General features: G+C 68.7%; 20 protein-coding genes. 8 read left to right on the top strand and 12 right to left on the bottom strand.

Features of this window, described 5'->3' with window-relative positions; all coding sequences use genetic code 11:
* Positions 1-24: 24 nt before the first annotated feature.
* Positions 25-852, bottom strand: a complete 828-nt coding sequence (locus ACFWIW_RS26375; RefSeq protein WP_378370909.1) for an NmrA family transcriptional regulator — start codon at positions 850-852, stop codon at positions 25-27.
* 81 nt (positions 853-933) lie between these two features.
* On the opposite strand from ACFWIW_RS26375, the gene ACFWIW_RS26370 reads away from it, so the two are divergent.
* Positions 934-1,872, top strand: a complete 939-nt coding sequence (locus tag ACFWIW_RS26370) for an AraC family transcriptional regulator (protein ID WP_378370908.1) — start codon at positions 934-936, stop codon at positions 1,870-1,872.
* On the opposite strand, the gene ACFWIW_RS26365 is transcribed toward ACFWIW_RS26370, so the two are convergent.
* The gene (locus ACFWIW_RS26365) at positions 1,851-2,804 is read right to left on the bottom strand and encodes a helix-turn-helix transcriptional regulator (RefSeq protein ID WP_378370907.1); all 954 of its coding nucleotides are present in this window, start codon (positions 2,802-2,804) and stop codon (positions 1,851-1,853) included. The two genes, ACFWIW_RS26370 and ACFWIW_RS26365, sit on opposite strands and share 22 nt — an antisense overlap.
* Positions 2,805-2,914: 110 nt before the next feature.
* Between ACFWIW_RS26365 and ACFWIW_RS26360 the strand changes: the two genes are divergently transcribed.
* Complete coding sequence (locus ACFWIW_RS26360; RefSeq protein WP_378370906.1) at positions 2,915-3,553, top strand: SDR family NAD(P)-dependent oxidoreductase; 639 nt, start codon at positions 2,915-2,917, stop codon at positions 3,551-3,553.
* 5 nt (positions 3,554-3,558) lie between these two features.
* Here ACFWIW_RS26360 and ACFWIW_RS26355 read toward each other — a convergent pair whose 3' ends face one another.
* Positions 3,559-4,362: a pentapeptide repeat-containing protein gene (locus ACFWIW_RS26355; RefSeq protein ID WP_378370905.1), complete on the bottom strand. Its 804-nt coding sequence runs from the start codon at positions 4,360-4,362 to the stop codon at positions 3,559-3,561.
* A 260-nt stretch (positions 4,363-4,622) separates the two neighbouring features.
* Here ACFWIW_RS26355 and ACFWIW_RS26350 point away from each other — a divergent pair, with 260 nt between their 5' ends.
* Positions 4,623-5,807, top strand: coding sequence for a S8 family peptidase (locus ACFWIW_RS26350; RefSeq protein ID WP_378370904.1), 1,185 nt, complete (start codon positions 4,623-4,625; stop codon positions 5,805-5,807).
* A gap of 74 nt (positions 5,808-5,881) precedes the next feature.
* On the opposite strand, the gene ACFWIW_RS26345 is transcribed toward ACFWIW_RS26350, so the two are convergent.
* The gene (locus ACFWIW_RS26345) at positions 5,882-6,748 is read right to left on the bottom strand and encodes an SGNH/GDSL hydrolase family protein (RefSeq protein WP_378370903.1); all 867 of its coding nucleotides are present in this window, start codon (positions 6,746-6,748) and stop codon (positions 5,882-5,884) included.
* Between the two features lie 110 nt (positions 6,749-6,858).
* Between ACFWIW_RS26345 and ACFWIW_RS26340 the strand changes: the two genes are divergently transcribed.
* Positions 6,859-8,091 carry a helix-turn-helix domain-containing protein gene (locus ACFWIW_RS26340; protein WP_378370902.1) on the top strand — a complete coding sequence of 411 codons (1,233 nt, stop codon included), beginning with the start codon at positions 6,859-6,861 and terminating at the stop codon, positions 8,089-8,091.
* On the opposite strand, the gene ACFWIW_RS26335 is transcribed toward ACFWIW_RS26340, so the two are convergent.
* A complete protein-coding gene (locus tag ACFWIW_RS26335) occupies positions 8,041-8,892 on the bottom strand; it encodes a helix-turn-helix transcriptional regulator (RefSeq protein WP_378370901.1) in 852 nt (283 codons plus the stop codon). The two genes, ACFWIW_RS26340 and ACFWIW_RS26335, sit on opposite strands and share 51 nt — an antisense overlap.
* Before the next feature lie 85 nt (positions 8,893-8,977).
* Here ACFWIW_RS26335 and ACFWIW_RS26330 point away from each other — a divergent pair, with 85 nt between their 5' ends.
* Both ACFWIW_RS26330 and ACFWIW_RS26325 read left to right on the top strand, forming a co-directional pair.
* Positions 8,978-9,757 (top strand): SDR family NAD(P)-dependent oxidoreductase, encoded by a 780-nt coding sequence (locus tag ACFWIW_RS26330; protein ID WP_378370900.1) that lies wholly within the window; start codon positions 8,978-8,980, stop codon positions 9,755-9,757.
* A gap of 101 nt (positions 9,758-9,858) precedes the next feature.
* A complete protein-coding gene (locus ACFWIW_RS26325; protein WP_378370899.1) occupies positions 9,859-11,511 on the top strand; it encodes a hypothetical protein in 1,653 nt (550 codons plus the stop codon).
* A 14-nt stretch (positions 11,512-11,525) separates the two neighbouring features.
* On the opposite strand, the gene ACFWIW_RS26320 is transcribed toward ACFWIW_RS26325, so the two are convergent.
* From ACFWIW_RS26320 to def, 7 genes are all read right to left on the bottom strand, one after another.
* Entirely contained in the window at positions 11,526-12,446 is a 921-nt protein-coding gene (locus ACFWIW_RS26320; protein WP_378370898.1) for a methylenetetrahydrofolate reductase, read from the bottom strand.
* Positions 12,447-12,455: 9 nt separating this feature from the next.
* Positions 12,456-13,394 carry a response regulator receiver protein gene (locus tag ACFWIW_RS26315; RefSeq protein WP_378370897.1) on the bottom strand — a complete coding sequence of 313 codons (939 nt, stop codon included), beginning with the start codon at positions 13,392-13,394 and terminating at the stop codon, positions 12,456-12,458.
* Positions 13,395-13,901: 507 nt separating this feature from the next.
* Positions 13,902-14,342 carry a methylmalonyl-CoA mutase family protein gene (locus tag ACFWIW_RS26310; RefSeq protein WP_378370896.1) on the bottom strand — a complete coding sequence of 147 codons (441 nt, stop codon included), beginning with the start codon at positions 14,340-14,342 and terminating at the stop codon, positions 13,902-13,904.
* Positions 14,300-14,860: a methylmalonyl-CoA mutase family protein gene (locus tag ACFWIW_RS26305; protein ID WP_378370955.1), complete on the bottom strand. Its 561-nt coding sequence runs from the start codon at positions 14,858-14,860 to the stop codon at positions 14,300-14,302. The genes ACFWIW_RS26310 and ACFWIW_RS26305 overlap by 43 nt, the downstream gene beginning before the upstream one ends.
* The gene (locus ACFWIW_RS26300) at positions 14,857-14,946 is read right to left on the bottom strand and encodes a methylmalonyl-CoA mutase family protein (protein WP_378370895.1); all 90 of its coding nucleotides are present in this window, start codon (positions 14,944-14,946) and stop codon (positions 14,857-14,859) included. The genes ACFWIW_RS26305 and ACFWIW_RS26300 overlap by 4 nt, the downstream gene beginning before the upstream one ends.
* An 11-nt stretch (positions 14,947-14,957) precedes the next feature.
* Positions 14,958-15,356 carry a hypothetical protein gene (locus ACFWIW_RS26295; RefSeq protein WP_378370894.1) on the bottom strand — a complete coding sequence of 133 codons (399 nt, stop codon included), beginning with the start codon at positions 15,354-15,356 and terminating at the stop codon, positions 14,958-14,960.
* Between the two features lie 229 nt (positions 15,357-15,585).
* A complete protein-coding gene (def, locus tag ACFWIW_RS26290) occupies positions 15,586-16,206 on the bottom strand; it encodes a peptide deformylase (RefSeq protein WP_378370893.1) in 621 nt (206 codons plus the stop codon).
* 486 nt (positions 16,207-16,692) lie between these two features.
* On the opposite strand from def, the gene ACFWIW_RS26285 reads away from it, so the two are divergent.
* Entirely contained in the window at positions 16,693-17,001 is a 309-nt protein-coding gene (locus ACFWIW_RS26285; protein ID WP_378370892.1) for a cobalamin-dependent protein, read from the top strand.
* Between the two features lie 86 nt (positions 17,002-17,087).
* Positions 17,088-18,332, top strand: a complete 1,245-nt coding sequence (locus ACFWIW_RS26280; protein ID WP_378370891.1) for a tyrosine-type recombinase/integrase — start codon at positions 17,088-17,090, stop codon at positions 18,330-18,332.
* The last annotated feature ends 2 nt before the right edge of the window (positions 18,333-18,334 follow it).

The following is an 18,334-nucleotide window of genomic DNA, read 5'->3' as shown; positions in this document are numbered from 1 at the left end:
CCTCCCTTCCGATTCCAGCTCGTTTCATCGATTCCAGACCCCGGTGGCCGCCGCTTTCGCGGCGTATTCGGAGAAGTCCCTCGCGGGCCTGCCCAGCACCTGCTCGACATCGCGGGTGATCGAGGAGTTCCGGCCGTCGAGGATGCGCGTGAACAGGTCGGTCAGGCCCTCGATCTCCTCCGCCGGCACGCCCTGTTCGGCCGCTCCCGCGGCGAATTCCGCGGCGGAGACCGGAACGTACCGGACGTCCCGCCCCGAAGCCTTGCCGATTTCCGCCGCCGCGTCCGCGAAACTCAGCAATCGGGGGCCGGTCAGCTCGTACACCTCGCCGTGGTGCCCGTCGGTGGTCAGCGCCGCCACCGCCACGTCGACGATGTCCTCGACGTCGACGAACGGCTCGGTCACCGACCCGGCGGGCAGCACGATCTCCCCGGCGAGCACCGGTTCCAGCAGGAAGTGCTCGCTGAAGTTCTGCGCGAACCAGCTGGCCCGCACGACCGTCCACTCGGCACCGGACTCCCGCATCCCCTGTTCGCTGACCACGGCTTCCTCTTCGCCGCGGCCGGACAACAGGACCAGCCGCCGGACACCGTGGTCCACGGCCAGCTTCGAGAAGTCGCGGATGGCTTCCGCCGCCCCGGGGAAGGCCAGATCCGGGTAGTAGGTCAGGTAGGCGGCGCTGATTCCGGTGACCGCGGCCGACCAGGTCGACCGGTCGTCCCAGTCGAACACCGGCCGCGAAGCCTTCCGGACGTCGATCCCGAGGTCGGTCAGCCGCTGCGAGACCCGGCTCCCGGTCTTGCCCGTCGCGCCGAGGACCAGGACCGTCTCGTTGTTCTTCGTGTTCGTCATGGCACTAGTCAAGCGCCTACGAATGAGACGGAACATAGTTCAGAGGCTCTCTTCCATGTTTCATCGTCTACACTTCGGGGCATGGATCCTCTCGCCGGCCTGCTCGACGGACCCCGCGCCCGCGGCGCGTTCCTGCTGAAGTCGGTCATGACCCCGCCGTGGTCGCTGCGGATCGAGGACGAGGCGCCGCTGACGGTGATGGCGCAGGTCCGCGGCGAGTCCTGGGTGGTGCCCGAACACGGGGACGCGGTCCGCCTCGGCACCGGCGACATCGCCATCGCCCGCGGCCCGGACCCGTATCTCGTCGCGGACGACCCCGCCACGCCACCGCAGGCGATGATCCTGCCGGGACAGGAATGCCTGACCCCGGACGGGAAACACCTCACCGAACTGTCGGATCTCGGCGTCCGCACCTGGGGCGACAATCCGGACGGCCCCGTCGTACTGCTCACCGGCACCTACCCGCTGGAGGGCGAGATCAGCAAACGGCTCCTCAACGCGCTGCCGTCGCTGCTGGTCGTCCGGGACGAAGAGTGGGACAACCCGCTGGTGTCACTGCTCGCCGGTGAGATCGTCAAGGACACGCCCGGTCAGGAAGCCGTCCTGGACCGCGTGCTCGATCTGCTCCTGGTCGCCGCGCTGCGTACCTGGTTCGACCGGCCCGACGCCGCGGCACCCGCCTGGTACCGCGCGCATAGCGATCCCGTCGTCGGACGCGCACTGAAACTGTTGCAGCACAAGCCTTCCGAACCGTGGACCGTGGCGAGCCTCGCGGCCGACACCGGTGTGTCCCGTGCCGCGTTCGCCCGGCGGTTCACCGCCGCGGTCGGCGAACCGCCGATGGCCTACCTCGCGAGCTGGCGGATCGCGCTCGCCGCGGATCTCCTGCGCCAGCACCCCGACGTCACGATCGGCGCGGTCGCCCGGCAGGTCGGCTACGGCAGCTCGTTCGCGCTCAGCACCGCGTTCAAACGCGAGCACGGCGTCAGCCCGCAGGGTTACCGCGCCGGCGTCGCGTAACGCTCGACCAGTTCCGCGCCGATCCGCGCGAGTTCCTCCTGGACCGACGCCGGGCCCAGCACCTCGATCATCGAGCCCCAGCCCGCGAGCTGCTGGGCGATCATCCACGCCACCGGCGCCGACACCGTCACCCGCACACGCCCGTCATCGAGCGTCTCCTCGACCCGCGCCTGCCGTCCGAAGTGGTCCTGGAGGATCGGCAGATGCCGCTCGGCGATGAGCACGGTCGCGTCCAGCCCCGAACGCCGTTGCTCGACCCGGTCGACCACCTGCTCCCACGCGCGAGTCAGTTCGAAATCGTCCGGCCGCCCCGCGGGCAGATCGGTGACCTCGGCGTCGGACATGCGGTCGACGCGGAAGGTGCGCTGGCCCTTCTCGGTGCCCGCGATGAGGTACCAGATGTCGTCCTTGTCCACGAGCCCCCACGGATCCACCACCCGCTCCACCGCTTCCGCACCCTTCTTCGCGTAGCCGAACCGGACTTTGCGACGACGCACGATCCCGGATTGCAGCACGGTGAGCAGTTCGGGCCGCTCCTTCTCCCGCTCACCCCACCGCGACGGGTCGATGACGACCGCGTCCGCGGCGGCCTGCGCGTCGGCGCGGAACGTGTCCGGCAGGGCCCGGATCAGCTTCCGCAGCGCGGATTTCACCTCGGGCGAGATCGACGCCGCCGGACCGGCGAGCAGGAACAGCGCCTGAGCCTCCGACGCCGACAGTCCACTGAGGTCGGTCCGCGCGCCGCCGACGAGCGACCAGCCGCCGCCCCGGCCGGGCTGCGGGTACACCGGCACGCCCGCGGCCGACAACGCCTCCAGGTCACGCCGGGCGGTAGCGACCGAGATCTCCAGCTCGTCCGCCAGTTCTGAAGCCGTGACGCGACCACGTGCCTGCATCAGCAGAAGGGTGGCCACCAGGCGATCGGCACGCATGCGCCCAGTCTCGCAGGGAAACCGCTCATCCGGTGACCACTTTGCGCCGCGGACTTGACCTTCACATCGATGTCAGGCCCTACGGTCACCCCACTCGAAAGGAGAAACACATGGCAGGCGCAGTGATCATCGGCGCGGGACCGGGTATCGGCCGCTCGGTCGCGCACCGATTCGCCAAGGAAGGGCTGCCGATCGCCCTGCTGGCCCGGAATGCGGCGACCCTGGAACCGCTGGCCGCCGAGCTCGGAACCGCGCTGGCCCTCACCGCCGACGTCACCGACGAAGCTTCCCTCAAAGCCGCACTCGACACCGCCGTGCGGGAAAACGGCGAGCCCGACGTCGTGGTCTACAACGCGGCGATCATCCAGGCCGACGCTCCCGGCGAGCTGTCCGTCGAACGGCATCTCGCGGCGTGGTCGGTCAACGTCGTCGGAGCGATCACCACCGCCGCCCAGCTCGCGCCGGGGATGGCCGAGCGCGGATCGGGCACAATCATCGTGACCGGCGGGATGCCCGAAGCCGTTCCCGCGTACACCAGCCTCTCGCTCGGAAAGGCGGGCGTCAGAGCGCTGGTTTCCCTGCTGGACAAGCAATTCGGTCCCTCAGGAGTGCATGTCGCCACGGTGACCGTCGCCGGTCCCGTCGCGAAAGGAACCCCGTTCGACCCCGACGACATCGCCGAGCACTACTGGCGGCTGCACACGCAGCCACGAGACGAGTGGCAGCAGGAAATCGTCCACGAGGGGTAGCAGGCTCACCAGTGCGCCGGAGGGGACAGCGACTCCGGCAGTTTCGTCGTCGCGTCGCCCTTCGCCGCGTCCAATTGCGACTGGAGGAGGAAGAGCGCGTCACGGAAATCCGCGCCGCGGATGTCGGCGTCACGCAGGTCCGCCCCGGTGACGTCGGCCTGCCGGAGATCGGCTCCCCGCAGGTCCGCGCCGATCAGGTAGGCCCCGCGCAGAAGAGCGCCGCGCAGATTCGACCCCTTGAGCTTCGCGCCGATGAGGTCGGCGCCGCGGCGGTCCTTCTTCTTGCCCGGCACGGCGGCGCGGGCGAGTTCGCTCGCGCGCAGCAGCAGCCCGTTCACCGCGCCCCGATGCGAGTGGACGTCCAGTTTCCGCAGCACGCCGGGCGTGTCCAGCGTCATCCGCTCGGTTCGGTCGATCATCTCGGCCAGGTCGTCACGGATCGGCGCGGACGTCGGCAGCGAGGCGGCCTCGGTGAGGTAGTAGAGCAGTTCCTGCAGATCCCGCATGACCGGGAAGACCGCGAACATCGTTTTCGCCGTCTTCGGCGACTTCCGCCAGTCCTCGCCGTCGAAGGTGACCTGCGAGACCTTCTGGCCCGCGCCGAAGCAGTCGTAGACCGTGCAGCCGGTGAACCCCGTCTTGCGGAGCTTGTCGTGGATGCCGCACCGCGAGTCCTCGCGCAGGTTCGGGCACGCCTGGCCCGCCGGTTTGGTGATCGCGAAGTCGGCCGACGCCGCGAAGGCCGGGACGACACAGCACAGGCCGAAGCAGTTCTCGCAGTCGGCTCGCAGGCTGGAAAGGGCTGGCACGGTGGTTCGGACTCCAGAAACTCGGCAAGGTGTTCCAGCCACAGGGTACGGAGAGCACTTTCCGTGCAGGGCACCCGCCGCCAATGGCCGCCAGACGAAGGTCGGGGCCTGCCCCATTCAGTCGATTCGGACACCTCAGACGCTCAATAGCCTCGATCTCCGTGGGATTCGGCAGGTGCCGTCCCATGCGGTCGAGCTGGACCGCTTTCGCCGCTGTGGTCCTTGACCGGCCGGTCCCCTGCGAACGACAGGACGAACACATGCGAGAGACGAGACAAGCGCGTTGGCTGTCGCGTGCCGGAATGGCGAGCGCGGTCGCGGTGGCGATCAGCGTGACCGCGGGCGCTCCCGCCCAAGCCGCCGAAGGACAGATCCTCGCCGCGGGATCCGCCGGAGCGATCCCGAACAGCTACATCGTCACGCTGAAGGACGCCGGCGCCGTGAGCACGCTGGCGAACCGCTTCGGCGCGAAGGTGGAGCAGGTCTACAGCAGCTCGCTCAAGGGCTTCTCCGCGACGCTGTCGGAGCGGCAGGCCAAGCGGCTCGCCGCCGACCCGTCGGTGGCGTCCGTCGAGCAGAACCAGATCGTCCACGCGGACGCGACCCAGACCAACCCGCCGTCCTGGGGCCTCGACCGCGTCGACCAGCGCAACCTCCCGCTCGACAACAAGTACAGCTACACCAGCACCGGCGCGGGCGTGAACGTCTACGTCATCGACACCGGCCTGCGGGTCAGCCACCAGACCTTCGGCGGCCGCGCCCGCAACGGCTACGACTTCGTCGACAACGACGCCGTCGCGCAGGACGGCAACGGTCACGGCACCCACGTCGCCGGCACCATCGCCGGTTCGCAGTACGGCATCGCCAAGGGCGCGACCGTCTACGGCGTCCGCGTGCTCAACAACTCCGGCAGCGGCACCACGGCCGGGGTCATCGCGGGTATCGACTGGGTCACCAAGAACCACGTCAAACCGGCCGCGGCCAACATGAGCCTCGGCGGTGGCGCCTCCAGCACGCTCGACGACGCCGTCCGCCGGTCGATCGCCGCGGGCGTCACCTACGGCGTGGCCGCCGGGAATTCCAACTCGAACGCCTCGGGCTTCTCCCCCGCCCGCGTGACCCAGGCGATCACCGTCGGCTCGGCCACCAACACCGACGCGCGCTCCAGCTTCTCCAACTACGGCAGCGTCGTGGACATCTTCGCGCCGGGCACGAACATCACGTCGTCGTGGAACACCAACGACACCGCCACGAGGACCATCAGCGGCACCTCGATGGCGACCCCGCACGTGGTCGGCGTCGCGGCCCGCTTCCTGCAGAACAACAAGACCGCCACACCCGCGCAGGTGGCCACCGCGCTGATCAACGCGGCCACTCCCGGCAAGGTGACCAACCCGGGCTCCGGTTCCCCGAACCGGCTCCTGTACTGGTCGCCGTCCGCCTGACCTGCGCGGCCTCGTGAGTGGTAAGGACGGTTCTAACCGTCCTTACCACTCACGAGACGTGCCCCAGCTCGGCGCTACAGCACCTTCCGGATACTCGGCACCACGGCCGCGAGCCCGGCGGCGTTCGGGTGCAGCGGGGCGAAGCTGTTGTTCACCACCGACGGGATGAGCCCCTCGATCCATTTGACGCCGATCGGCTGGCAGGCGTCGTGACCGATGCTCGGCGTCCGGATGTCGACGTACTTCGCGCCGTGCGCGGCGGACTGCTCGGCCATCCGCGCGTTGAGCCGGTCGATATTGGCCTGGATGTAGTCGGCGTCCTGCGGCAGGACCGGGACGAGCGGCCAGCAGCCGCCGGATTTGATCCCGGTCGGGTAGCCGACCATGACGATTTCGGCCCACGGGGCGCGCTGGCGGATCTGCTCGATGACCGTGCCGTAGGTCGCGGCGAACGCGTCGATCTTGGTGGCGTACTTGTCCACCCCGCCCGTGGTGTTGGCAGCCTTGCACGAGGCGCCCACCGGCAGCAGGTTCACGCACGACGTCGCGAGCCCGACCAAGCCGATGTCGTTGCCGCCGATGCCGACGGTCACCAGGGTCGTGTCGGCCGAGAGCGCGTCGTACTGCGGCGGGTTCGTGCCGGAGATGATGCCCTTCTGCGGGTTGCTGAAATGGGACGTGGTCGCGGCGCCACAGGTGACGTCGCGCAGTTCGTCGACGTCGATCTGTTTCGCCAGCAGGCCCGCGTAGTTGATCGCCGAGCGGGCGCAGGTGAGCAGATCGGACTGCGGCAGGACCACCGAGCCCGCCGAGAACGAGTCACCCATCGCGACGTACACCTGCCGCTCCGCCGAGGCGAGGGCCGGTGTCCCGATTCCGGCGAGGGTCAGTGCGGTGCCCGCCACCGCGGCGATCCGGGCGAGTCTTCCCCAGCGTGTCACTGCCGCCTCCTGCATGCGTCGTCGAATGCCGCGATCAGCGTCCGCCGCGGCGGGGAGAACCACTAGAACGGAGGCGCGCGTTCTTGATCGGAGTTTTGTAGGTTCCCTCTATGACGAAGGCGCCGGCACAGCCATGGCGCAGGCTCGACGCCTCGGTGCTGACCCGGCTGGAGCCCGACACCGCCGCGATCGCGTCCGCGGCGATGGACCAGGTCCGTGCCGGGCTGCGGACCCCGCTGGACGACCGGACCGCGGCGAACCTCCAAACCACCCTCGACGTCGCGTTGCACGCCTTCTTCAGCGAGATCGGCCATCCCGACATCACCACCGACCGGGAGGTCTACCGCGCGCAGGGCCGGGCCCAGCACACCGCCGGCCGCAGCCTCGAAGAAATGCTCGGCTTCTACCAGTCGGCGGCGCTGGGTGTGTGGCGGCAGCTGACCTCGGCGGCGCCGGCGGTGGATCTGCCGACCCAGGCGATCGTCGAACTCGGTGAGGCGCTGTTCGCCTTCATCGCGGAACTCTCGGCCGCGGCCGCCGACGGATACGCCGAAGCACGCTCACAGGCGGCGCGGGCCGGGCAAGCTCGGCGTGACCGGCTCCTGGGTCTCCTGCTCGCCGAACCGGCCACCACCCGGGACCTGCTCGACGACGCCGCGAGCCAGGCCATGTGGGTCCTGCCCGGCAGCCTCGTCGTCGCCGTCACCAGCGCCGACGTCGCACCTCAGCTGCTGGACCGGATGCCGGGGCGCGTGCTGGTCGGCCGCCACCACGACCTGACCGCGGTGGTCATGCCCGCCGACCGGCTCGAGTGGTATCTCGGCCGGTTGCGGGATCTGCTCGGCGGCGACCAGGCCGGGGTGGGCCCGATCGTGCCGCTCCGCTCGGCCGCGCTCAGCGCCCGCCGGGCGAGCGCGCTCTGGCGGCTGACCCGCACCGGCGCGCTCGGCGACAGCCCCCTCGTCCACACCACCGATCACCGCATCGATCTGCTGCTGACCGTCGATCCCGAACTCGCCGCCGAGTTCTCGGAGGACGTCCTCGCGCCGTTGGCCGGTCTGCCCGAACCGGCGAGGCGACGGCTCACCGCGACGTTGGCGGCCTGGCTGGCGCGGCCGGATCAGCCGCAGGCGATCGGTGTCGAACTGCACGTCCACGTCCAGACCGTCCGATACCGGATCCGTCAGTTGCGGACACTCTTCGGCGGCACGGTCGACGATCCGGCCGGCCGCTTCGCGCTCGCGATCGCACTGCGGATCGACCCGCTGGTATCGAGGGAACCTACAAAAGGCTCAGAGCGGAGCGTCCATCCGCTGCGTCCCGACGACGGACAGCAGCCGTAACGCGTTCTCCGACGGAGTACCGGGGTCGGCGGTGTAGATCACCACCTGCTGGTCCCGGTCGCTGATGTCGAGGACGTCGCAGTTCACGCTGACCGGGCCCACCACCGGATGCCGGAACGTCTTGCACAGCGTGGGCGCGGCGCACACGTCGTGCGCGGCCCACAGCCGGGCGAATTCCTCACTGCCGTCGAGGAGATCGCGGATCAGCCCGGCGACTTCGGGATCGTCGGGATAGCGGCCTGCGGTGGCCCGCAGATTCCGGACCGCGCTCGCCGCGAACTCGTCCACATCGGACACTCCGTACAGCCGCCTACCCTCCGGCCGCGGCCCGAGGAACACGCGGCGCACGAGGTTGCGGTCGCGCCGCGGCAGCGCGGAGAAGTCCTCCATCAGCGCCGCGGCGAGGTCGTTCCAGGCGAGCACCTCGTAGGTCGCCGACAGCACGATCGCCGCCGCCTGCGGAAGACGGTGCAGCAGCGCGAGAATGCTCGGCCGGACCTCACGGGACGGGCCGGGCGGCGGTCCCGGCGGCGCGCCGGCGAGGTGGTGCAGGTGATCCCGTTCCACATCCGACAGCCGAAGCGCCCTGGTCAGCCCGCCCAGCACCTCGCGCGAGGGCCGTGGACCGCGAGCCTGCTCCAGCCGCGTGTAGTACTCGGTCGAGATGAACGCCAGCTGCGCCACCTCCTCGCGCCGCAGGCCGGGGGTGCGGCGGCGGGGCCCGGCGGGAAGGCCGACGTCGGCGGGCGTGATCCGCTCGCGCCTGCTGCGCAGGAAGTCCGCCAGTTGTCGTCTGTCCACCACGCCAGTGTGGACCATGGCCATCCGTCAGCCAGGTACCGCCGATGCCTGGATAGGCGCCGAGGGCGGGAGAACTCTCGGTGCCATGACCAACACAACGACTGTTTCGGGCCTCCTCGACGGCAAGGTCGCCTTCGTCACCGGTGCCGGCCGCGGTATCGGCGCCGCCGCCGCGCGGTTGTTCGCCAGGGAAGGCGCCAGTGTGGTGCTCGCCGCCCGCACCGAGTCCCAGCTCAAGGCCGTGGCCGAGGAGATCCGCGCGGAGGGCGGCGTCGCGGACCATGTGGTGTGCGATCTCGGCGACGCGTCGAGTATCCGCGGGGCCGTCGGCCGGGCGGTGGAGCTGCACGGCAGGCTCGACGTCGCGTTCAACAACGGCGCGACCAACGTGCCGCCCGGCCCGATGGACCAGGTGACCGAGGCCGATTTCGACCGTATCTACGCGGTGAACCTGAAGGGTCCGTGGCTGGCGATGGTCGCCGAGATCGAAGCGATCCGGGCCACCGCCAAAACCGGGGCCATCGTCAACAACACCAGCGTCGGCAGCCTGATGGCCAACCCGGAACTCCCCGCGTACGGCGCGATGAAACGCGGTGTCAACAGCCTCACCGCGTCGGCCGCCACCACCTACGGCCCGGAAGGGATCCGGATCAACGCCGTCGCGCCCGGCACGACGCTGACCGAGATGTTCAACGAGTGGGTCGAGAGCTCGCCGGACATCCTGCGGCGACTCAACGCCCAGACCCCGCTGGGGCGCGTGGCCGAGCCCGAGGAGATCGCCCAGGCCGCGGCGTGGCTGCTGAGTGATCGCGCCTCCTACGTGACCGGGACGGTCCTGCGGGTGGACGGCGGCATGCTGTCCTGATCCTGGGGCAGGGGTGGGTGATGCGGGGGAACCGGTGCCGTCCTTCCGGCGTCTGAACGCGCACGACCCACCCTGACCTGGGGTTGCCCGAGGAGATGCCGATGCCGTTCCTGGATCCCGAACCGCTCTACGCGAAGCTCACGTCGGGGGACGCGGCGGGTATCGCCGAGGTCGGCGCCACCATCGCCGACGCCAAGACGTCGTTGCAGACCGTGGCGGACGGGATCTCCGACGGCGCCCTGCGAGCGGCCCGGTCCTGGCGCGGGACGGCGGCGGCGGAGTTCGTCGGCAAGGCGAAACGGTCCTCGCGAACCGTCGCCGAGGTGTACGCCGAGCTCGACACGGCCGAGGCGGCGGTCAAGGGTGCCGCGGAGGCGTACTCCGCGCTGCGGACGTCGGCCGACACCGCCATCGGACCGTGGCGCAAGCTCGGTCTGACCGATCTCCTCGAAGCCCCGGAGATCGCGATGAAGACCATCCGGGCTCTGACCGTCGCCCAGCAGACCTACGAAAGCAGGCTCTCCGCGCTGGCCGCGACGACCGACGGCGGCGGTGGGAGCGAGGGCTGGGACAGCGACGGCAACGCCGACATCAGCGGCGTAAACCCAGGCGAGCCGTGGACTTCGCAAGGCTTGGCCTACGACGGCGAGAACCTGCTCGTCGGCTCGTACCACGACGGCGACGGCGACGGATCGGGCGACACCCCGCTCGGCCCCGGCATCACCCCCAGCAGGCTGACCTACGTCGACTACGAAACGGGAGTGGAATCGGGCAACGTCTACCTCAACGGCAACGGCGAGGTCGGCGCGCCAACGCACACCGGCGGTGTCGCGACGGACGGCAAGCACGTCTGGGTGTCGTCCAACGAACACGTGTACGTCTACGACAAGGCCGAACTCGACGCCGCGCAAAACAGCGGCAAGCCGGTCGACGCGATCGACGTGGTCGCGACGCCCGCCCACAGCTATGTCACCTACGCCCAGGGCAAGCTCTTCGTGGGCGACTACGGCAACAACCGGCTTTACGAAATCCCGGTCGACGCGAACGGCTCGCCCGAGCCGGACAAGGCCGGCGAGCCGATCGAGACACCGAACAACGTCCAGGGCGTCGTGGTGCGCGACGACGAGTTCATCTTCTCCTCCTCCGACGGCCACAGCGGCAAGTTCTACCGGCAGGACCGGACACCGGAGTGGTACGACTTCAACGATCGCGAAGAGATCGAACTGAAGGGCGGCGAGCCGGGCAACGAAGACGGCTACGACTCCCATGGTGTCGAGGAGGCCGTCGAGATCGACGGGGAGATCGTGCTGGCACACGAATCCGGCGCCTACGGCTACCAGAAGAACCCGGGCTCGAAGTGGGATGAACCGGAGCTGACCAGGATCACCCTGGAGGAACTCGGCCTCGACCCCGACGGCGCGCTCTCCCCCGGCGACGCCGGATACGAAACCGATCCCGACTCGCTGGTCGGTGCCGCGGGCGTACTGGACGGGGCGACGTCGACGTTGAGCGCGGCGGCCGGTGCGATGTCGCGGCTGCAACTGGTGCCGCATCTGCTCGGCGACGTCCCCGCGGCCACCACCTTCAGCGACACGCTGACCAAACACGTTACGGCGGCAGGCGACCGGCTGACGGCGGGAGTGGAAGCAGTCGGCGGCATCGCGGACAGCCTGGTCACCGGGGCGGACACCTACCGGCGCGTCGAGGACGGGATCAAGGAAGGGCTGGACAAACTCGGCGACGTCCTCCCTTGATTCCTGCCGCGGATCTATCGGCGCAGTTCCTTGCCGAGGGCCTCCGCGAGAGCGACCGACGCCTCGATTTCGGCCGCTCGGATCGACACACTTTCGACATTGATGCCGAACGGGACGTCCTTGCGCCGGCAGAAACCCACGAGTTCGCGGGCCGTCGTCAGCGCTTGGTCGTACGACTCCTGGAGCGTGTCGTCCGCGTGCCGAAGGTCGTTCTGGATCCACCGTGGCACATCGACGCCGAGCCATTGGAGGAACTCAAGGGTCTTCGACGAGCCGCACACCGAGAACGTGAACACGATCGGGACCGGTCGAAGCCCAAGCGCGGCGCATTCGTATCGGTAGTCCGACACCAGGTCTTTCGCCGCATTGACGTCGTAGACGACCTGGGTGACGAAAAACGAGCAGCCTGCTTCCTGTTTGGCGATCAGGCGCAGATGCTCCTCACCGCGGCGGGTGTGCCGCTCTGGAATCGCGACGCCGCCGAGCAGCAGATCGGGCCGCGTCTCCGCGCGTAGCTCCTGAGCGCGAACCAGCGACGTCGCGGACGGCTTTTCGCGCGAAGAGGCGCCGACGAACACGGTGAGCGCCCGGCTGGCGTCCTGGGTGTCAAGCCAGGAACGGAGGTCGCTTTCCCGGTACTTCCCGACCGTCCGGTAGACCACGACCGGCGTGTGCCACTCGGCGAGGTGCCGGGCCAGGAAGGTCGCCGGATCGATCGTGGGGAGGAACGGAAAGGGCCGCTCCTCCGGGTTGCGGTCGCTCTCGTCGTCGATGTCGTAGAGCACGAGCCCGTCGAGGTTCAATCTGGACAGCCGCTTGCGCGTGGCGTCGGCGATCTCCTGCGCCCGCTCCGGCGAAACCGTGAGACGAGGAGGCGTCACGGCGAACAGCAGGAACTCGCTCCCACGTGCGCCGATCCTCTGCTGTAGGTCCATGTCCTGAAGTTAGCCGACGGCGGGGCCCGCGGTCCCGTGCCCGTGAGCGGGTTCGCCCGGCACCGGCGGCTCTGCCGCGTCGTCACCAAGGAGAATTTCCAACAGGTCGTTTCGCAGCGGCGCCGACGGTTCCTCTGTCGCGGCGAGGGCGCGTTGGCGGATGCGGGACAGTGTCGCCGTGATCTGATCGTGCGCTGCCTGGGATTGGGTGAGCCGAAGCTGGGCCGCGGCGAGTTGCCCGCGCACGGTGGTCAGTTCGGTCTGCACGTCCGCGAGTTGCGCGCGCGAAGCCGTCTCCCGCGCCGCTTGCTCGGCGATGGCCTCCCGATGGCGGACGTCTTGCTCTCGCAGTTCCCCGCGGACCGCGTCCAGCTCCGCCGTCAGCTCGCGCTTCTGCGTGTCCACGAGCTGCTCCCAGGTCTTGCGACGCTCGTCCGACTCGGCCAGCGCGCTCCGCGCGGCGTCGCGTTCAGCGGTCCGTGTCGCCAGTTCCTCACTGCGGGCCGAGAGCGTGGCCGCCAGCTCGTCGGCTCTGGTTCGCAGTGCCGTTGCTTCCTCGCTGGCCTCCTTCTCGCGGCGGGTGATCACCGCGGTGGCCGACTCCGCTTTCGCTTGAGCCAGCCGGGCCGCGGACCGGGCCTCGACGGCCTCGTCCGCCGTCGCCTTGGCCAGAAGCTCGGCCTCTTGAGCCGTCTGAGCCGCTTGCATCGCCGCCTCGGTCGCCTGTTCGGCGTCGGCTGCCCGGGCCAGCGCGGCATCCCGTTGCCGATCGGCTTCCGCCGCGGCCTCCCGCGCGGCATCGGCCTGGCCAACGGCCGCCGCGATCTCATCGCGCAGATGCGCGGTGACCGCGTCGAGCGCGTTGCTCAACGTGCGGAGAGGGTCGGTCAACGCGGCGGCGGCCTGATCGAAGGCCTGGCCGGCGTCCACCAAGGCCGTGGACGGCACGGCGTCGTCCCCCAACGCCTCCCGTAGCGCCTGCTCGGCAGCGGCCAGCTGCTTGCAGCTCTTTCCGCCGGGCCACGTGCGATCAGGGCAGAACTCGTAGGGCCTGCCTCCGCGTGGCCCGGGCGGAGGCAGCGGCTCCCGGCACTTGCGAAACCCGCATCGCGCCTGCTCCGGCGCACTTTCCTCCGCGTTCTGGACCATACCTACAGCCTACCTTGAAGGTTATATAACCCGTAACCTAGGTAGCAATATTTATAACCACAACCTAACTTAGCTACAGAAGATACATTTTGTAGCTAAGTTCGGGGATCGTCTTGCGGAGCTTCGAGTTCTCCCGAATGGGCCCCTTGTGCGCCCCCGAAACGGGCTTGAACCACCGTTCCGAAAACGCGCTTGGCGTTACGGCCGGTAACAGGTTCCGCCCGCCATGTCAGATGGCCATCCCATTTCGTCACGGTGACGGTCTGAAGCCGCCACCGTGACGCGCCGCCCGCACACCAGGGTCGGTCAGTCCTGCGGCGCCATTGCCTCACACATCTGGCCGATGCTGGCACGAGCCCGTGCTGCCTCGATAAGGGTGGGCAGCACGTTGACGCCACTCGCCACCGCGTCTCGTATCGCCTTCAACTCGGCATCGCAGGCCTGCCGCTCCACCCCTCGTTGAACCAACGGCAAGGGTTTATGGCGCTCCCGCTGGAGTACGACCTCTTCGGTCTCTGACCGAAGCTGGTCCTTGACCCCCACCCGGGGCCCAGGTTCGCGTTGAGCCAGATCTTCGATCTCGGACTCCAGCCACCCGCTCCGGATACTGCCGAGCATGCCGCCATGGTCCTCGATCCGGCGGAGCCAGTCCTCCACCTCGGACCTCATCTCCGCCGCGATCCGCTCGATCACCGCCGAACCACCTAGCGGATCGACGTACCGGGCGACGTCCGGCTCCTCCGCCATGATCTGGTGGGTTCGCAGCGCGATACGGGCACCCAACTCCCCCGGCGTCTGTCTGTCGCTCCCCAGCGTTCCCGCAACCGCTGCGCGTAGAGTGACCGCACCACACGAAACTTCGCGGCCTCCGCCAGCAATTCCATGTGCGCGCCGAAGATGAAGGTGAACCGTCGAGCCACCTCGTCCACTCCCAGGCCGCGGTCGACCATGCCTTGGAGGTACACCTCCGCGTCCGCGATCCCACATGCCACCTCAAGCGCCCGGCTGGCCCCCGCCTCGCGCGCGTGCCCGCCGGACAAGGACACGGGATTCACTTTCGGCAGGTGGCGAATACAGTGCTCCAGGACATCGAGCGAATAGCGCATGCCGGTGTCGATGTCGTAGATGTAGGCCTTGCGTGCCAGAAATTCCTTCGGCATCTCGTTTTGGAGCATCCCGCGCAGTGAAGCCGGATCGACACCCGACTCCTCGGCCACCACCACCCACATGGCCAGCAATATCGGTGCGGTGGCGTTGATGGTCATGGACACTGGCGCATGGTCCAGACTTTGGTGGTGTATCCGGTCGGGTGGATACCCGCGTCATAGGGGTACTCGCCGGGCTCTGCCATTTATGCCCCCTTCAGGCCATCAACGGCGCGATATCCGCACCAAGTTTTTCGCGCATCACCGGATCGGTCACGCCGAGTCCTACTTCGGGAGCCAGCGCGAGCACGCCGACCTTCCCGAGATGAAGGTTCTCTTGCACCAGCCGCGCTGCTTCGGCGGCTTCGGCAAAGGGATAGACGGCCGAAAGGGCTGATTTGACGCGTCCGAGGGTGACGACGCCTGCCGCGTCCGAGCCCAGTACATGGAACCGCTGGTCGTGACGAGCCGCGTCACCACCCTGCCGTCCGAAATACTTGACGAAGGCGAATGTCGGGACGGGATCAAAGGTCGCCGACCACACGGTGTTGTAGTTGATACCGCTGGCCATGACCGCGATGAGGACCTCGTCCGCCGCCAACGCCGGCATCGGCACGGGTGTGACGTCAAGATGAAACTCACCGACATGTCACGAATTTCGTTGTCCAGCCGCGGCGAAAACGCTCTTATCGCTCACCTGCAGAGGCTTCACTTCCTATTTCACACTACCGCTCGACGACGACACGGAACGAGCTGGATGAAATGAACTGTGCGCCGATGGAACCAGTCCGGGGCCGCTGAAAGAAGTAATCACAACCATTCCTCAGCGGCCCCGGGAGGTGCGGCTACTGCCCCTTTTCGGTGGCACCGATCTCTCGTGCGCGTTCCGCTCGCTGCGCGAACACGTCTTCCATGACGTCGGCCATCTCCTGGAGCACCGACCGGCGCCGGCGCTTGGCGAGCCGGTCGATGTAAAGGAGGCCGTCGAGGTGATCGGTCTCGTGCAGAAGACAGCGGGCGAAGTATCCGGTGCCCTCGATCACCAGCTCGTTACCGTCCTTGTCCTGGCCGCGCACCACCGCTTTCTCCTCGCGGTGCAAGGCCGCGCTGGGACCTGGTACCGAAAGGCAGCCCTCATGGGCGTCCAGCAGACGTCGCTCACGTGAACCGAGTGGATCGACCGTGGGATTGAGGATATGGCCGACGTGGCGCACCCCGTCGTCATCGAAGCAGTCGTAGACGAACAGGCGCAGATCGACGTCGACTTGGTTTGCGGCAAGGCCGCAGCCCGCGGCTACATACATGGTGACGAACATGTCGTCGATCAACCGGGACAGTTCCGGAGTGCCGAACTCCGTCCGCGCGGGGGTGCAAGGCCGGTGAAGGATCTCCTCCCCCACGACCGTGACCCGCAGGACCTCGCCACGCGCGGCCTCGGGCGCACGGGCAGGGTAGTCGCCGTCCACAGGCACACCCTGGACTCGGGTGCGGCGGTCAGTGACCGGGATAGTTGCCATCGTCGTGCGATCCCTCCGAATTTCGCCGTCCCCGTTACCAGGAAAGCCTGTTGGATTTTGGTTCAATGGGCTCATTTTACCGTGGGGAAATGGCCCGTCCCGCAACGACACAGAGTCATCCGTGCGGCAAAGCGAGTTCCCGTTTCCGCGGGGAATCGGGCCGGAGATGGCAGATGGAGCCGTCGCCGAAGTATCGTGACACCACGCACGGCGGAGGGATTCCTGGACCTCACCCGCGCCGCCGGAGGTGGTGAGAATTCGGGCGCCCGCATCGATTCATGGTCCCGAAAGTCCAGGCCCGAGCAACCCTTCGAGGAGGAGCATGTACACCGACGCGCCGACGCCGGGACGTCCACTGCCGAGTCCGATCCGGGTCGTGGTCGCCAAGCCCGGTCTTGATGGCCACGATCGTGGCGCGCTCTGCGCGACGCGGGCATGGAGGTCATTTACACAGGGCTGCGGCAGTCTCCGGAACAGATCGTGCGTGTCGCCGTACAGGAAGACGCCGCCGCCATCGGCCTGTCCGTGCTGTCGGGAACGCACCTTTCGTTCCGGCGCATTCTCGACCTGCCGGCCGAACAGGACGCGACCGACATCGTCGTCTTCGGCGGTGGCATCATTCCCGCCGAAGACTTCGAAGAGCTGGCCGCGATGGGGGTCGCGCAGATCTTCACCCCTGGTGCCGCGACGACCGAAATCGTCGACTGGGTCCGGGACACCGTGGCCCCGGCCTCGATGGCATGATTCCCGCTGTTCTTGTGCGCCCGGCACAACCACTACGGTGACCGGATGATCGACGCGACCGACCGGAGCCCGGAGGACACCCGACAGTGAAACTCCTGTCCGGTCTCGATTCCGCCGCTGTCTCACCCGGAGAAACCGCCGGAGAGAGTGAAGTCTGGCCGGGGGTCGCGGATCCGGCCGGTCTGCTTTCCGGCATCACCGAGTGGCTGACCGGGTATGGCAACCAGCAGACCCGCCGCACCTACGCGGAAGGGCTGGGCTTGCCGGTGACCACGGCCGACATCGGCGCCTGGATACGGCCCCGGATCGGCGCCCCGGCCCAGGATCAGTGGGCTGACGCGGTGGCGGACTACGCCCAGGCCGTCGTCATCGCGCCCGCGGCCAAGCCGGCGGGCCGGACAGGACCTCCCCCGGCGGCCAGGGGCCGGTTGCGGACCTGCCATTGGCTGCGGTGGTGCGCGGCCAACGGAGTGGATCCGACGATGGCGACATCAGCACAGGTGAAGACGTGGCTGAGGGACCTCGAGTCGGCGGGAGCGGCGCCGTCGACTCGGGACCGGATGCTCGCGACGGTGAAGACCATGTACGCGTCTCTGGCCGACGCGGGGTTGGTGGCGGCGAATCCGGCCGCGCTGGACCGGCGGCGGCTCGGGCTGACCGCGGCGGCGGCGAGCACGTCGGCGACGGTCACCTTGACGACCCGGCAGGTCGCGGCATTACACCGGGCGGCGGGGACACCGCGGCGCGGCGCGAGTGCCTGTGACGTCGCGCGCTCGGTCGCGATCGTCGCGTTGTTCACGCTGGGATTGCGGGTCAGCGAACTGTGCGGGCTCGACTGCACGGACCTGCACGTCACCCGGGGGCGGCGGGCGCTTCGCGTACACGGCAAAGGCGGGAAAGTGCGCATCGTGTATCTGAGCGTGCCCGCCGAGCGCGCGCTGCTGGAGTATCTGGCGCTGCGCGCGGATGGCACGGGGACCGAGATGGTGACCGGCACCGGCCGTCGCACCCGGACTTCTGATCTGCCCCTGCTGGTGACCCGTGGCGGACGCCGGTTCTCCCGCCAGGCGATCTGGCAGCTCCTGCGCCGTATCGCCGCGTCCGCCGGTCCGGACCTGGTGGGTGTCGCCGAGGTGATGCATCCCCACTCGCTGCGGCACTTCTACGTCACCGCCGCGGTCGAGGCCGGGGCTTCGCTGGAACACGTGCAGGCCGACGTGGGGCATGCCAGCATCGACACCACCAGCGGCGTCTACGATCACGCGGCCCGTGACCCGGCGCGCAGCGCGGTCGACCTCGTCGCGGACGCCTGGCACCTCAACGGTGCATGATC

Source organism: Amycolatopsis sp. NPDC058340 (genome assembly GCF_042723975.1).
In the GTDB taxonomy this organism is placed as follows: Bacteria; Actinomycetota; Actinomycetes; order Mycobacteriales; family Pseudonocardiaceae; genus Amycolatopsis.
The sequence above is the reverse complement of the archived record's forward strand: the minus strand, read 5'-3'. Positions and strand labels throughout refer to the sequence as shown.

Excerpts from the sequence above, each read along its gene's own strand:
- ACFWIW_RS26375 (WP_378370909.1), bottom strand. The coding sequence starts at position 852 with ATGACGAACACGAAGAACAACGAGACGGTCCTGGTCCTCGGCGCGACG.
- ACFWIW_RS26370 (WP_378370908.1), top strand. The coding sequence starts at position 934 with ATGGATCCTCTCGCCGGCCTGCTCGACGGACCCCGCGCCCGCGGCGCG.
- ACFWIW_RS26365 (WP_378370907.1), bottom strand. The coding sequence starts at position 2,804 with ATGCGTGCCGATCGCCTGGTGGCCACCCTTCTGCTGATGCAGGCACGT.
- ACFWIW_RS26360 (WP_378370906.1), top strand. The coding sequence starts at position 2,915 with ATGGCAGGCGCAGTGATCATCGGCGCGGGACCGGGTATCGGCCGCTCG.
- ACFWIW_RS26350 (WP_378370904.1), top strand. The coding sequence starts at position 4,623 with ATGCGAGAGACGAGACAAGCGCGTTGGCTGTCGCGTGCCGGAATGGCG.
- ACFWIW_RS26340 (WP_378370902.1), top strand. The coding sequence starts at position 6,859 with ATGACGAAGGCGCCGGCACAGCCATGGCGCAGGCTCGACGCCTCGGTG.
- ACFWIW_RS26330 (WP_378370900.1), top strand. The coding sequence starts at position 8,978 with ATGACCAACACAACGACTGTTTCGGGCCTCCTCGACGGCAAGGTCGCC.
- ACFWIW_RS26325 (WP_378370899.1), top strand. The coding sequence starts at position 9,859 with ATGCCGTTCCTGGATCCCGAACCGCTCTACGCGAAGCTCACGTCGGGG.
- ACFWIW_RS26320 (WP_378370898.1), bottom strand. The coding sequence starts at position 12,446 with ATGGACCTACAGCAGAGGATCGGCGCACGTGGGAGCGAGTTCCTGCTG.
- ACFWIW_RS26310 (WP_378370896.1), bottom strand. The coding sequence starts at position 14,342 with ATGGCGGAGGAGCCGGACGTCGCCCGGTACGTCGATCCGCTAGGTGGT.
- ACFWIW_RS26305 (WP_378370955.1), bottom strand. The coding sequence starts at position 14,860 with ATGACCATCAACGCCACCGCACCGATATTGCTGGCCATGTGGGTGGTG.
- ACFWIW_RS26300 (WP_378370895.1), bottom strand. The coding sequence starts at position 14,946 with ATGGCAGAGCCCGGCGAGTACCCCTATGACGCGGGTATCCACCCGACC.
- ACFWIW_RS26285 (WP_378370892.1), top strand. The coding sequence starts at position 16,693 with ATGGAGGTCATTTACACAGGGCTGCGGCAGTCTCCGGAACAGATCGTG.